The sequence below is a fragment of the Billgrantia montanilacus genome, from assembly GCF_003336675.1.
Lineage (GTDB): Bacteria > Pseudomonadota > Gammaproteobacteria > Pseudomonadales > Halomonadaceae > Halomonas > Halomonas montanilacus.
Map to the genome: position 1 here is coordinate 1 of NZ_QPII01000009.1, position 12,956 is coordinate 12,956.

Sequence of the window (12,956 nt, forward strand, 5' to 3'; positions counted from 1 at the left end):
ATCAACCACTGGATCCGGTACTACAACGAAGAACGGCCGCATCAGTCTTTGGGCTATGTGGCACCCCGAGCACACCCCGCATTAGTGGCGTAGGGTGTGCAGAAACCAGGGGGTCATTACACAAAGCGGCGGCACCATCCGCTTCGAAACCGCCAGCGACGTGCACACCGAATCCCACGAGCGCAGCAAGAGCAGCTTCGCCTGGCAATCCGCCTCCGGCGAAGGCTTCACCCGTGAAACGCTGCGCCAGAGCGAACTCGTGGCCCAGGGCGACCTCATCATCCAGGCCGCTGAAGGCATCCACATCGACGTTCAGGAGATCGATCGCCATAGCATTACCCGCACCATCGACGCCATGGTCGCCGCCAACCCCGACCTCGCCTGGCTGCAAGAGATGGAACAGCGCGGCGACGTCGACTGGCGGCAGGTCAAGGCCTTCCACGACAGCTGGGATTACGAGCAATCCGGGCTTGGAGCATGCGCAGCGCTGGCGGTGGCCATCGTCGCCGCCGCCTGGGCCGGCCCGGCGGCCTCCGGCTTGCTGGGGCTGGCTGAAGCTGGCGTGGCCGCCAGCATGGTCAGCGCAGGCGCGGGTTCACTGGCCGGCACCGGCGCGGTCAGCCTGATCAACAATCGCGGCGACCTGGGTACCGCCCTCGGCGACACCTTCTCCAGCGACAGCCTGCGCGGCGCGGCCACCGCCGCCCTGACGGCCGGTGCCACCCGCGGCATGACCGATCACTACTGGGGAACGCAGACCAACCCCACCACCGGTGCCACCAATAACCTCAACCTCGGCTTTGGCCAAGGGAGCGACATCGCCCGCTTCGCCGGGCAGCGAGCCACCCAGGTCGTTATCGATGCAGGCATTCGCAGCGCCGTGGAAGGCGGCAGCTACCGGAACCATCTCGGCGACAGCCTCGAGAACGCCGTGCACCACGTCGTCAGCGGTGTGCTGTTCAATGCTGTGGGCGACGGCGCCTTCGACAACCGCTGGGACAATGGCAGTCCACAAAAGATCGCCCTGCATGCCCTGGTCGGGGGCAGTGTCGCCGAAGCCATGGGCGGCGATTTCCGCACTGGCGCCTTGGCCGCGGGCGCCAGCGAAGCGCTCGTCCATCATCTCGTCGAGAACGGTCGCGCCAATCCGGAACTGAGCAACACCATCGCTCAGCTGGTGGGCATCGTCGCGGCGGAACTCAGCGGCGGCGACGTCAACAACGGCGCCTTCATTGCTGGCCAGGTGGAGAGCTACAACCGGCAGCTGCATTCCGAAGAGCGTAAGCTGGCAAGGGACTTGGCGGATCAGAGCGAGGGGCGCTTTACCCTGGAAGAGATCGAGCAGGCGATGCGTGGCATGCACAACGAAGGCTTGGGTGAAGGCCGGGGTGCCAATACCATCGTTGATCTGCACGACCTTGCCGACATAGACACCAACTATTTCGACTCCCGGCGGAAGAAGTCGCGCCAGGCCAACCGAGGGATCGCTTGACCGGGCGGCCACTTGACGAAGAAGGGCGCTACACGGTCAGTTATGTCGTGGATGGGAAGATCTATCATGTCCCGCATTTTCCATGCGGAACGGCGGAGTGTAATGCGCAGGGCGCCAACGTCGATTACAGTGATCCAGGAGCCCAGGCATGGACGAGGGCGATAGATGCCAAGGCAGTAAGTGACACTGGCCGATTGGCAACATTTGGTGTTGTAGTAGCTTCGGCGCCAGTTGGGTTGGGTTTATCGGTCGGTGCTACTGGCCTTAGCTTATATGAAGGGTACCTAAGAGAAGAAGCTGCACATGCGGCTTCTAAAGAGGCCTTGGTCGCTGGTTTTGAGCAATATGTCCAGGCAAGAGGACTGCCTGCATCTGCGGCAAGGAGAATGGCTGCAGCAATAGATTTAACTGGAAGGTGGGATGCTGTGATAGAAAATGGAGAAAGCTTAATGAGTCCAGCTGATGGACAGTAATAATCTTGACTCGGCTTGGCTGAGAACCAGGAACCGCTACCGAGGCTTTGTAGTGTGGGTGTTGGCTATAGTTCCTGTCGTGTATTCGGTATGGCATTATTGGGGGGCGTGGTCGACTTTTTTTGGTGCTTTGGCTGGGCATTGGATGTTTTGGCAAGCAATAGTAGCTTATTTGTATGATAAAACAATATGGCCTGGAGGTGCTACTCCAGAAGATGGGAAAGCTGTTCGAGGAGGGGTAATGGCCTTTGCTGTCGTGGGGTATATGGCAATGTTCTTTTATTTTTTTTGAATTGTGTAGTGATGGTGCGGGTGTTTTCATTTCCTGAGGGGCGGTGGTGTTTACCTGCAGTGCGGCAGCGCCTCTATTCCTACGGGATTCGATAGTTCTTATTGCTCAATACGGAATATTGTCCGTCGATACCTTCGAGCGAACTACTACGATTGCGAAATTCCCTGTGGTTATTTTTTGGCTGAATCATTAAAGTTTTCGTCGCTATGGCCGAAAAGAAAACTAACGTAAGCCAAGCAGGGGCACCTATATGAATCGCTAACACTTAGCATTTCTTCCGCATGGGCGGGGGGTTGGCTCCTTACCACCATCAGAGCATGTCCAGTGGGGTAATTCTCAGGGGAGGCAGGATTGAGTGTCTCTGGCACTCCTTGTCACACCCCGGCTAAGGGTGTGGAACACATTTTTTTATAAAGGCAGTGAGATGTACTAAGGGATCACAACATTTTTCTTGGGTTTCATGTTGGTTGGCTGTGCTAGTACCAAAACTGTACCCATGGATACCGATAAGGTAGAGCAGACGTCACCGGCCTCGATCACGATGTCCAGTCGTGAGAAGCCGAATTTTCTTGCCATGACAGCAGGGAAAGCCATGGTGGGCGGGCTGGTGGGCGCTGCAGCGATGATGATAGCAGGGAACAACATCGTTGAAGAGAACGAGATCGAGGATCCGGCTGGCCATATAAGCAGTGGCTTGGCAGCATCAGCTTGCTGAGCGGCTTGGGATAGAGCAAGTTGATGAAAATGGATTCGTTACCAAGGAAACGGGGGTGGCAGGGCTGTCAAGAGACTATGCGGCCAGCGACTTGCTGGTAGATATTGAAACCTTGGGCTGGGGCTTTTCCTACTATCCCTCCGCCATGAGAACCTATCAAGTGGCATATGCCGCGAGGCTCAAGGTGATCGATACGCGGTCGATGCAGACAGTAGCCGAGGCCCATTGTAGAAGGTCGCCGGAAAAAACCGATGACTCACCGAGCCGTGCTGAACTATTGGCAAACGGTGCCGAACGACTCAAGCAGGAACTCAGAGCCGCTGCGGATTCTTGCATGCGAGAGTTCGAGAACAAGATATATCCGAGAAATCAGCAGATGATTAGCGAAGCCTGACCTGTTTCGGTAGCCGGTGCTTTGCATCGGCAACCCTCAGCTGTGTGCTGAAAAAAGCGGCGACCGAAGCCGCCGCCCTATGATGGAGCCCGGTAGGGCTCAGCTGCCTTGCCCCGGTATCGAACGAATCAATCGGCCTCTGCTGCCGGCTTGCCGATGACCGTGGCCTGGTGGTGCTCATCGCGGGTGAAGACCGGAGCCCGCCGCTCGGTCCACCACATCCAGACGATCGAGACCAGGGTCACGCCGAAGCAGAGCATCCACACCGAGGTTGCCACGCCGGTAAAGTCCACCAGCAGACCGAACAGGATCGGCAGCAGGAAGCCCCCCACGCCGCCGGCCAGCCCGACGATGCCGGAAACGAGGCCCAGGTTGCGGTCGTACTCGTCCGACAGGTACTTGAACACCGAGGCCTTGCCGATACCCCAGGCGATGCCCACCACGAACAGGGCGAAAGTGAACAGCCAGATGGGAATGCCGAAGCTGAACTCCAGCCGGGAGCCGTCGACCTGCTGCACGGCGTACTGGGTATGGGGATAGGACATGATGAACAGCGCGACCAGGCTGGCCCACATGCAGGACCAGGTCACGGCATGGGCGCCGAAGCGATCGGAGAGCCAGCCGCCGAAGGCGCGGATGACACCCGACGGCAGCACGAAGATGGTGGCGATCAGGGCGGCGAGCTGTATGCCCATGCCGTATTCGTGCATGTAGTAGCGGGTCAGCCACAGCGAGACGCCCACATAGCCGCCGAAGACCACCGAGTAGTACTGGCAGTACTTCCACACCTTGGGGTCGTTGAGCACGGCGACCTGCTCGCGCAGGGTGGGGCGGTTGGCATTGCGGTGGCTCGGGTCCGAGAAGGTGAAGAACCAGAAGATCAGGGCCGTGATCAGCATGATCGCCGCGTACAGGTTGGGCACCGCCTGCCAGCCGAGCACGATGATCACCGTGGGGGCGACGAACTTGGTCACGGCGGCACCGGCGTTGCCGGCGCCAAAGATACCCATGGCCAGGCCCTGGCGATCGCGTTCGAACCACTTGGCGGTATAGGTGATACCCACCGAGAAGCCGCCGCCGGCGAGGCCGATCACGGCACCCAGCATCAGCAGTTGCCAGTACTGGGTGGCGAACTGCACCGCCCAGATTGCCGGCACCGTGGCCAGCATCAGCGCCATGAAGACGGGACGGCCGCCAATGCGGTCGGTCATGGCGCCCAGCGGTAGCCGCACCAGCGAGCCGGTCAGGATGGGAACGGCGGCCAGGATGCCGAACTGGGTATCGCTCAGCCCCAGCTCCTCGGCAATGGGCACGCCGATCTCGCCGAACATGGTCCATACCATGAAGCACATGGTGAAGGCGAAGGTGTTGGCGGTCAGTACCGAGTACTGCTTGAAGCGCGGCGAAGCCATGGAATCTCCCATATGAAGGGGCGGTTGTCTCACTGCCTGCGTCTTGAGCAGGAAAGCCCAAAGGCAGCGGTCGCCTTGGCGACCACCCCTCGGGACAGGCGGATTAACCCTGCTGCAGTTTGGCCTGTGCCTTGGCCAGCTCCTGCTCCTCGATCATGCGGTCGACGGAGGAGACGTAGTACTCCTCGTCGAACGCGCCCTCCGGCTCCTTCAGCCAGATCAGGCAGATCAGCCAACTGATGAACGCGCCCCCGGCGATGATGTAGAAGAACTGGGTGGGAGTGACGAAGGTGAAGATGGTCAGGTAGACCACCGCCCCCACGTTGCCGTAGGCGCCGGCCATGCCCGAGATCTGGCCGGTGATGCGGCGCTTGATCGAGGGGATGATACCGAAGGTGGCACCCTCTGCCCCCTGGACGAAGAAGGAGGTGAAGATGGTGATGGCGATAGCGATGATCAACGGCCAGCTGGCGTTGAGCATACCCATCAGCACGAAGCCGATGCCGATGCCGAACATGTAGCTGAGCATCACGAAGCGGCGGTTGCCCATGCGGTCCGATACCAGGCCGCCCATGGGGCGCGCCACCAGATTCACGAAGGCGAATGAGGCGGCGATCATGCCCGCCGTGGCGGCATTCAGCCCCCAGGTTTCCTCGAAGAACATCGGCAGCATGGAGACCACCGCCAGCTCGGCGCCGAAGTTGGCGAAGTAGGTGCTGTTGAGGGCGGCGACGCTGCTGAACGGGTACCTGTCGTCTTCCGGTACCCCCTTCTTCAGGATCGGCACGTTGACCCGCAGGATCTGCACGACCTGATAGATGATCACGGCGACGATGGCCAGGTAGCAGATCACGGCGGCGGTCACCGACATGTAGCCCATGTTCTGGATGCGCCACACCAGGATGCCCAGGCAGCCCACCAGCGGGATGGTCCAGACGATCAGCTTGAGCATGTCGCCCCAGGTGCTGACTTCCATGGCCATGGCCTTGCGCGGCTTGCGGTGTGCGCGGGCATCGGGGCCATCGGTGATGGCGAACCAGTAGTAGATCCCGTAGGCGGCCATGACGACGGCGCTCTGGGCGATGGCCCAGCGCCAGCCGTCTTCACCGCCGAATAGGGTTATGGCGATGGTGGGCAGGGTCATGGCGGCGGCGGCGGAGCCGAAGTTGCCCCAGCCGGCATAGAAGCCCTCGGCGAACCCGATGTCCTTGGGCTTGAACCAGAGCGCGGTCATGTGAATGCCGACCACGAAGCTGGCGCCGATGGAACTGAGCACCAGCCGCGAGACAAGCAGCTGCGACATGGTGTTGCCGAAGGCGAATACCAGCGCCGGAATCGACATACTGACCATCAGTACCGAGAACACCCGGCGCGGGCCGAAGCGGTCCAGGGCCATGCCGACGATGATGCGCGCCGGGATGGTCAGGGCCACGTTGGCGATGGCGAAGAGGCGGATGTCGTCCCGGGTCAGCCAGTCGACGCTCTTCAGCATGCTCGATGCCAGCGGCGCCATGTTGAACCAGACGTAGAAGGTGATGAAGAAAGCGATCCAGGTCAGGTGAAGGGCCCTGATCTCAGGACTGCGAACCTTGAAGACGGCGGATACTTTCATGGTCGTATCATCCTGGAAGTGAAAAAGTGACAGCGATGAGGGACGGCAGGGGTGAATGGCGGCAGTATCCGGCTCATGGGCTGGGCAGTATCAACAGCGGACACTCGACGCGCCGGGCCAGGAAGGAGCTGACTTTGCCGAAGGTCATGTAGTCGAGTTCGTCGACGAAGTAGCTCAGCGACTGGGCGATGATGCCGCCGTCGGGCTTGTTGCTGTGGCGGGCGATGACCAGTACGTCGGGTTGATGCTTCTGGGTGGCGCGCAGGATCATCTTGCGCGGGTCGCCCTCGGCCAGGACCCAGTCGACATCGAACTCCTCGCGGGTGGCAAAGTCGACACCCTCCTGCAGGGCCGCCTTCAGCTCTTCGTACTCCTGCTGGAACAGGTCCTCGTTGGCATCGGTGGCATCGCGAGGGTTTTCCGCCACGCCGATCAGTACCAGGGTGGGGGCGTTGCAGCGAAACAGGCTGACGGTCTGGGCCAGGGCCAACTTGGCGTTTCGCGAGCCGTCATAAGCGATCATGACTTTCATGGCATCCCTCCGGAGAAGGCAAGGTAGGGGGTGTGCTCCGGAATTTTTTCCGGAGCACAGGTAACCGCATCAGGGGTTCTTGACGTAGGCGTTGGGGCGCAGGTAGAACCACCAGTTGATCACCAGGCACATGGCGTAGAAGATCGCGAAGCCATACATGGCGAGTTCGGGTGTGCCGGCACGGATCTGGGTGCCCATCACCACGGGAGCAATGAAGGCGCCATAGCCTGCTACGGCGGAGGTCCAGCCCAGCACGGGGCCCTTCTGCTGGGCATCGAAAATCACGCCGATGCTGCGGAAGGTGGAGCCGTTGCCGATGCCGCTGGCGGCGAACAGGATCACGAACAGCAGCATGAACAGGGCAAAATAGCTGTTCGGGTCGGTGGAGTTGTAGGCCAGCATCATCACGTAGCCGGTGACGGCGGAGGCCACGACCATCACGACAGAGATGACCTGGGTGACGATGGAGCCGCCCACCTTGTCGGAGACCCAGCCGCCGATAGGACGAATCAGGGCGCCGACGAAGGGGCCGATCCAGGCCCAGGTCAGAGCGCTGGGCCCCTCGGGGTTAACCACGCGTGTCACGCTGCCGTCGGCGGCCACTTCCATCATGTTGCCGAAGATGACGTTGATCGAGAGCGGCAGGGCGGCGGAGAAGCCGATGAAGGAGCCGAAGGTCAGGATATAGAGCACCGTCATCGACCAGGTGTGCTTGTTGGAGAAGATGGAAAACTGCTTCTGAATGTTGGGCTTGATCTCACCGGGAATCAGCCGCAGCAGTCCCAGGGTCAGCAGGATGGTGACTGGGAGAGCGACCCACATGCCAAGCCACTGTAGTGTCAGGATGCCCATGATGGTGGCGATGATGCCGACGCCATAGAGCCCAAGAATCTTGCCGAAGGCCTGCATCGGCGTGCCGGGATTGGGGGTGATGGGGCGCAGGTTGTTCATGCCGAACCAGCCGGCGAAGGCCAGCGGAATCAGGAATACCAGCCAGACGAAACCGGCGTTCTGGATCCAGGTCTCGGTGCCCGCTTCGATACGCCCGATCAGGGTGCCGCTGGAACTCTGCAGCTCCATCGGAGTACCGGCAATGGCACCGAAGATGCCAACGGTCATCACCAGCGGAATCAGGATCTGCATGGTGGTGACACCGAAGTTGCCCAGGCCGGCGTTCATGCCCAGGGCATAGCCCTGCTGCTTCTTGGGGTAGAAGGTCGAGATATTGCTCATCGAGGCGGCAAAGTTACCGCCGCCGATACCCGATAGCAGCGCCAGTGCCTGGAACACCCAGAACGGTGTGCCCGGGTTCATCAGTGCCACGCCGGTGCCGAGGGCGGGGATCATCAGCAATGCCGTGGTCAGGAAGACAGTGTTGCGCCCGCCGGCGATACGGATCATGAACGAGGCAGGAATACGCAGCGTGGCGCCCGCCAGACCGGCAATAGCGGTCAGCATGAAGAGCTGGTCGACACTGAATGGAAAGCCCAGACTCTGCATCTGAGTGGTGATCATGCCCCACATCATCCAGACGGCGAAGCCCATCAACAGGCTGGGGATGGAGATCCACAGGTTGCGGTTGGCGATCTTCTTGCCGCTGCGCTCCCAGAATTCGTCGTTCTCGATATCCCAGTGTTCGATATCGCCGTTCGTCTTGCCGGGCGTCGTCACGCCCCCCCCGATATCGGCATCTGTCTTGGCCATGGTGATTTCCCCTAGGTGGCTCCGCTGACCCCGGCTTGCGACCACTGGCCTGACCGGGATCAATTCAGGTTCGTATGGCGCAAAGATACGCCGCGCGTAAGGGCGGCGAAACTGGCGGAAAACGGAGAAAAATCAGGGAAATACCACTTGAGGGGTAGCAGTGGTATTGAAGTAACTCCTTGTTTCTTCGAGCGCTTGTAAAAGAGAGGGTAAACAAAAAGGCGCCTTGCCGGCGCCTGGAAGTCTTTGGAGGTATCCACACAGAACCGAGGTTACCTATCCCCTCCTACCTGCCCTCGATTCCTTCTTGCACCGCCCAAACCGCCGCTTCGACTCGCGAACGCAGGTTGAGCTTCTTCAGCAGGTGCTTGACGTGCACCTTGACGGTGCCCTCGGTGATGTCGAGCTTGCGGGCGATCAGCTTGTTGGAGAGCCCGGCGGCCAGTTCGCGCAGGATCTCGCGCTCGCGCTGGGTCAGGCTGTGAATGTCGGGGGTAGCCGGTGCCGAGCGCTGGTTGCGCAGCGCCTCGGCGAGCAGGGCGGTAAGGCTTTCGCTCACCACCATGCGGCCCAGGGCCACCTGGCGCAGCTGGCGCACCATCTCTTCGGGTTCCATGTCCTTGAGCAGGTAGCCATCGGCACCGCCGCGCAGGGCGGCGACCAGGTCCTCTTCATGGTCGGAAACGGTGAACATCACCACCCGTCCGGCGAAGCCCTCCTCGCGCAGTGCCTTGAGTGTCTGGATACCGTCCATGCCCGGCATGTTGAGGTCGAGCAGTATCATGTCGGGATCCAGCTCGATGGCCAGGCGCACGCCCTCCTCAGGCTCGCCGGTATCGCCGACCAGCGCCAGATCATCCTCCAGCTCCAGCAGTTGGGCCACGCCGCGGCGTAACAGTGGATGGTCGTCGATGATCAGGATACTGGCGGGGGTCTCGTTGATTGGCTGGCCCATATCGTTCAGTTTCCGTTCTCTTGAGTGATGGCGTTCGGCAACGGCTGCCGGGTGATCAGGCGCGCCGTCTGCGGGGTGAAGGTGAGCTCGACCCGGGTGCCCCCCTCGGCGCGGTTGCTCAGCGTCAGTTCGCCGCCCAGGGTGTTTGCCCGGTCGCGCATGATGATGAGCCCATAGTGCATGGGCGGGGACTCATCGTTTGCCAGGCCAACGCCGTCGTCCTCGATGCGCAGTTCGATGCGGGCTTCCTGGAAGCGCACCGTGACGGCGGCCCAGTGTGCCTGGGCGTGCTTGTGGATATTGCTCAAGGCCTCCCTGGCGATCTGCAGGACATGGATCTCCTCATTGGGATTGAGCAGGTGGGGCGGCACGTCGTAGTACAATTCCACCATGGCCCCCATGCGATCGGAGAACTCTGCCGTGGTCTGATGAAGGGCCGACTGCAGGCCGGGTCCTTCAAGCTTGAGACGGAAGGTGGTAAGCAGCTCGCGCAGCTGGCGATAGGCGCTGTTGAGGCCGGTACGCAACTCGTCGAATACCGCCGCCTGGGTTTCCCGGGGGGCCTCCTTGCTCTGCATGCGCTCCAGCCGGGCCACCTGCATCTTGAGGTAGGAGAGCGATTGGGCCAGGGAGTCGTGCAGTTCCCGGGCGATGATGGTGCGTTCGTTCATCAACGAGACCTGCTGCTCCTCCTCGATGCGGCGCTGCAGGTAGACTGCCGTGGCCAGCTGGTCGGCCAGGGCGTTGAGCAGGCGGCGTACGCTATGGGAAAGGCGCTGGCCCTTGGGGTGCCAGATCTCCAGAGTACCCAGCATCTCCTCGCCCACGCTCACCGGCAGCAGCAGGCACTCCCCCCCTTCGGTATCTCTCAGCCGCATGGGGTTCGGATCAATCAGACAGGCGTGACAGCCATGGTCGCGGCAATATTCGGGGCGACGGGCGGAGCGGGTGGCGAGGATCGGAATCTGACGGTTGTCATGGGGGTTATTGAGCAACAGCCGGATGGGGCCGATCTCCAGCAGCTGCTCGACCTGGCGAAGCATGGGGGCGGCGCTGGTACAGAGGTCGTTGCCACCGCCGTAGAGCCAGCGGCTGCCATCGTGCAGTACCTGCATGACCTGGCTGCTGCGCTCCAGCTCCTGGGTCTTGTCGGCCACCCGCTCTTCCAGCTCGGCATAGCTCGAGGCCAGCTGCTCCGCCATGGTATCGAAGGTGCGGCCGAGCATCGCCAGTTCGTCGCTGCCGCTGAGCCGGGTGCGCTGGGAAAAATTGCGCCGTGCGGCTTCCCGGGCCAGTACCATCAGCTGGCGCAGCGGCGCCACCAGGTTGTGGCGAATATCGTAGAGGGCAATGATCAGTACCACGGCGGTCAAGCCCAGGAACAGGATCTGCAGCGCGCTGAGCAGGCGAATCTTGGCTTCGGTGTTCTGCTCGAGCTGGTTGACCATGGAGTCGATCTCGCCCACCAGGCCGTCAAGAGCCCGATTGAGCGGGTCAACACGCACGTACTGATTGGCTACGGCCTCGCGCACCTCGGGGGCCAGCTCGTTGTGCCAGCGAGACAGCACGAGGCGATACTGACGACGCAGCTCATGGGCCTCGGAGACGGGAATCGCCCCGGTCAGTTCGTTGCTGGCCAGCCGCTCCTCGAAGCGACGCTTGAGCACGTACACGGCGGCCTGATGATCCATCGAGGGTGTCCGCTCGTAGCGCTGCAGGGCGGCGACGATCTGATAGGTATTCATGCGCAGCGAGCCCGCCACGTTGATGGCCGCGGCGTCGCCTCGGCTGCCTCCGGCAACCGCCATGGTCACTACGATACTGATCAGCGCCATGGCACTGATCGCCAGCAGCGAAGCCACGATTCGGGCCACCAGGGAGCGTTGCAGCAGTTTCATCGCCAGATGCGGTCTCCGGAGCGTTGTGGGGTGGGCATTCACTATAACCCAGAGGGTAGGCACTGCATCTTACCCTATTAGGTAGCGCCGGCTCCCCCTGAAGGGGTACCTCGCTTGCCCTTTTGACGCTGTGGGCCAGGGTGCCGAGAATTCGTTGGACCACTCCCTCGGACCCACCGTTCATGATGCCTGCCGGAAAAGCCCCCGCGACGGGCCTGCAGGACGACTATCGTTCGCTGGTGGTCGTGCTGCTGTCGCCCCTTGCCTTCGCGCTGGTGTTCGCCAGCTGGACCATCTTCGCCGTGCTTGGCGTCGAGTTGAAGAGTGCGCTGAATTTCGGCGAGGTGCAGTTTGCCGTGCTGCTGGCCATGCCGATGCTCACCGGTGCACTGGCCGCCCTGCCCTTGGCGGCCCTGGCGGATCGTGTCGGCGGCCGACGGGTGATGATCGGTTGCCTGCTGCTGATCTGCCCCTTCCTGTGGGGCATCGCCCATTCCCGGGAGTATGGCGACTTCCTGCTGGCGGGGGCCGGCCTGGGGTTGGGCGCAGGCTCATTGGCGGCGGGCCTGGTCTACGTCTCCGCGCTCTGCCCGCGCCGCCACGCCGGCCTGGCGCTGGGGCTCTATGGCGCCGGCATGCTGGGTGCCGGCCTCACCTATTTCCTGTTGCCGCTGATCAGCCAGGCCTACGGCTGGCCCATGGCACCGAAGCTCTTTCTGCTGCCGATACTGCTGGTGGCGGGACTGCTGTGGCTGTTCGCCGAGGATGAGTCGCCCGCCGAGTTGCCCGAGCCGGATGTCCTCGACGAGGCTCCACCACCGACTGCGGGGCGGTGGCACGATGGCTTGCCCGCACCGGCCGTCTGGCGCCTGGCCCTCTACTACAGCTTCTTCTACGGCGCCTTCGTGGCGCTGGCGCTATGGCTGCCCGCTTACCTGGCGGCCCAGTACCAGCTGCCGCTGAAGAGCGCGGCACTCTGGGCCTTGCTGTTTACCCTGCCGGGTGGCCTGGGGCAGATCGTGGGAGGCGCCCTGGCCGATCGACGCGATTTCCGCGACCTGCGCTGGTGGGTCAGCGCCTGCGTGATGGCCTGCCTGTTCCTGCTCTCCTACCCCGACTTCTCCATGCAGATCCATGGCGTCCACGGTGACCTGGCCCTGCACTTCTCCATGCCCCTGTGGGGCTTCGTCGGTCTCCTGGCGGTGATGGGGCTGGCCATGGGCATTGGCAAGGGCAGCCTGATGTGCCTGCTGCACCGCGACCATGGCCATGATATGTCGCGGGCTGGTGGGCTGGCGCTGGCCCTGGGTGGGCTCTTCGCTGCGCTGCTGCCGCTGATGTTCGTGTTCGGCAACGAGTGGATCGGCCTGCGTACCGCCGGCTTCATGTTCCTCTACGCCGCGCTGGCGCTGTGCATGCTGGTCATGCTCTGGGACCCCGCTTCCCGTACCCCTTCCTGACGGTCTTATCCCCTTTC

Annotated in this window: 12 protein-coding genes; 6 read left to right on the plus strand and 6 right to left on the minus strand. The window is 62.0% G+C overall.

Annotation, left to right across the window (positions count from 1 at the left end; translation table 11 throughout):
• The 5 genes from DU505_RS23115 (at position 1) to DU505_RS12830 (ending at position 3,366) form a co-directional block, all read left to right on the plus strand.
• The gene (locus DU505_RS23115) at positions 1 to 93 is read left to right on the plus strand and encodes an integrase core domain-containing protein (protein WP_422667005.1); all 93 of its coding nucleotides are present in this window, start codon (positions 1 to 3) and stop codon (positions 91 to 93) included.
• A 1-nt stretch (position 94) separates the two neighbouring features.
• Complete coding sequence (locus DU505_RS12820) at positions 95 to 1,492, plus strand: DUF637 domain-containing protein (RefSeq protein ID WP_114479390.1); 1,398 nt, start codon at positions 95 to 97, stop codon at positions 1,490 to 1,492.
• A 462-nt stretch (positions 1,493 to 1,954) separates the two neighbouring features.
• Positions 1,955 to 2,257 (plus strand): hypothetical protein, encoded by a 303-nt coding sequence (locus tag DU505_RS22375; RefSeq protein ID WP_147273078.1) that lies wholly within the window; start codon positions 1,955 to 1,957, stop codon positions 2,255 to 2,257.
• A 496-nt stretch (positions 2,258 to 2,753) separates the two neighbouring features.
• Positions 2,754 to 2,972, plus strand: a complete 219-nt coding sequence (locus tag DU505_RS12825) for a hypothetical protein (protein WP_147273079.1) — start codon at positions 2,754 to 2,756, stop codon at positions 2,970 to 2,972.
• Entirely contained in the window at positions 2,947 to 3,366 is a 420-nt protein-coding gene (locus tag DU505_RS12830) for a hypothetical protein (protein ID WP_147273080.1), read from the plus strand. Before DU505_RS12825 ends, DU505_RS12830 begins: the two co-directional genes overlap by 26 nt.
• A 128-nt stretch (positions 3,367 to 3,494) precedes the next feature.
• Here the strand turns inward: DU505_RS12830 and DU505_RS12835 are convergent, their stop codons facing one another.
• The 6 genes from DU505_RS12835 to DU505_RS12860 form a co-directional block, all read right to left on the minus strand.
• The gene (locus tag DU505_RS12835; protein ID WP_114479393.1) at positions 3,495 to 4,778 is read right to left on the minus strand and encodes an MFS transporter; all 1,284 of its coding nucleotides are present in this window, start codon (positions 4,776 to 4,778) and stop codon (positions 3,495 to 3,497) included.
• 103 nt (positions 4,779 to 4,881) lie between these two features.
• Positions 4,882 to 6,390, minus strand: a complete 1,509-nt coding sequence (locus tag DU505_RS12840; protein ID WP_114479394.1) for an MFS transporter — start codon at positions 6,388 to 6,390, stop codon at positions 4,882 to 4,884.
• A 73-nt stretch (positions 6,391 to 6,463) separates the two neighbouring features.
• Positions 6,464 to 6,922, minus strand: a complete 459-nt coding sequence (locus DU505_RS12845) for a universal stress protein (protein ID WP_114479395.1) — start codon at positions 6,920 to 6,922, stop codon at positions 6,464 to 6,466.
• Positions 6,923 to 6,991: 69 nt separating this feature from the next.
• The gene (locus tag DU505_RS12850; protein ID WP_114479396.1) at positions 6,992 to 8,626 is read right to left on the minus strand and encodes an MFS transporter; all 1,635 of its coding nucleotides are present in this window, start codon (positions 8,624 to 8,626) and stop codon (positions 6,992 to 6,994) included.
• 286 nt (positions 8,627 to 8,912) lie between these two features.
• Positions 8,913 to 9,581: a two-component system response regulator NarL gene (narL, locus tag DU505_RS12855; RefSeq protein WP_114479397.1), complete on the minus strand. Its 669-nt coding sequence runs from the start codon at positions 9,579 to 9,581 to the stop codon at positions 8,913 to 8,915.
• 5 nt (positions 9,582 to 9,586) lie between these two features.
• Positions 9,587 to 11,479, minus strand: a complete 1,893-nt coding sequence (locus tag DU505_RS12860; protein WP_114479398.1) for a histidine kinase — start codon at positions 11,477 to 11,479, stop codon at positions 9,587 to 9,589.
• A gap of 182 nt (positions 11,480 to 11,661) precedes the next feature.
• Between DU505_RS12860 and DU505_RS12865 the strand changes: the two genes are divergently transcribed.
• Positions 11,662 to 12,939: an MFS transporter gene (locus DU505_RS12865; protein ID WP_114479399.1), complete on the plus strand. Its 1,278-nt coding sequence runs from the start codon at positions 11,662 to 11,664 to the stop codon at positions 12,937 to 12,939.
• Positions 12,940 to 12,956 lie beyond the last annotated feature (17 nt).

Excerpts from the sequence above, each read along its gene's own strand:
- DU505_RS12860 (WP_114479398.1), bottom strand. The coding sequence starts at position 11,479 with ATGAAACTGCTGCAACGCTCCCTGGTGGCCCGAATCGTGGCTTCGCTG.
- DU505_RS22375 (WP_147273078.1), top strand. The coding sequence starts at position 1,955 with ATGGACAGTAATAATCTTGACTCGGCTTGGCTGAGAACCAGGAACCGC.
- DU505_RS12840 (WP_114479394.1), bottom strand. The coding sequence starts at position 6,390 with ATGAAAGTATCCGCCGTCTTCAAGGTTCGCAGTCCTGAGATCAGGGCC.
- DU505_RS12850 (WP_114479396.1), bottom strand. The coding sequence starts at position 8,626 with ATGGCCAAGACAGATGCCGATATCGGGGGGGGCGTGACGACGCCCGGC.
- DU505_RS12845 (WP_114479395.1), bottom strand. The coding sequence starts at position 6,922 with ATGAAAGTCATGATCGCTTATGACGGCTCGCGAAACGCCAAGTTGGCC.
- narL (WP_114479397.1), bottom strand. The coding sequence starts at position 9,581 with ATGGGCCAGCCAATCAACGAGACCCCCGCCAGTATCCTGATCATCGAC.
- DU505_RS12825 (WP_147273079.1), top strand. The coding sequence starts at position 2,754 with ATGGATACCGATAAGGTAGAGCAGACGTCACCGGCCTCGATCACGATG.
- DU505_RS12835 (WP_114479393.1), bottom strand. The coding sequence starts at position 4,778 with ATGGCTTCGCCGCGCTTCAAGCAGTACTCGGTACTGACCGCCAACACC.
- DU505_RS12865 (WP_114479399.1), top strand. The coding sequence starts at position 11,662 with ATGATGCCTGCCGGAAAAGCCCCCGCGACGGGCCTGCAGGACGACTAT.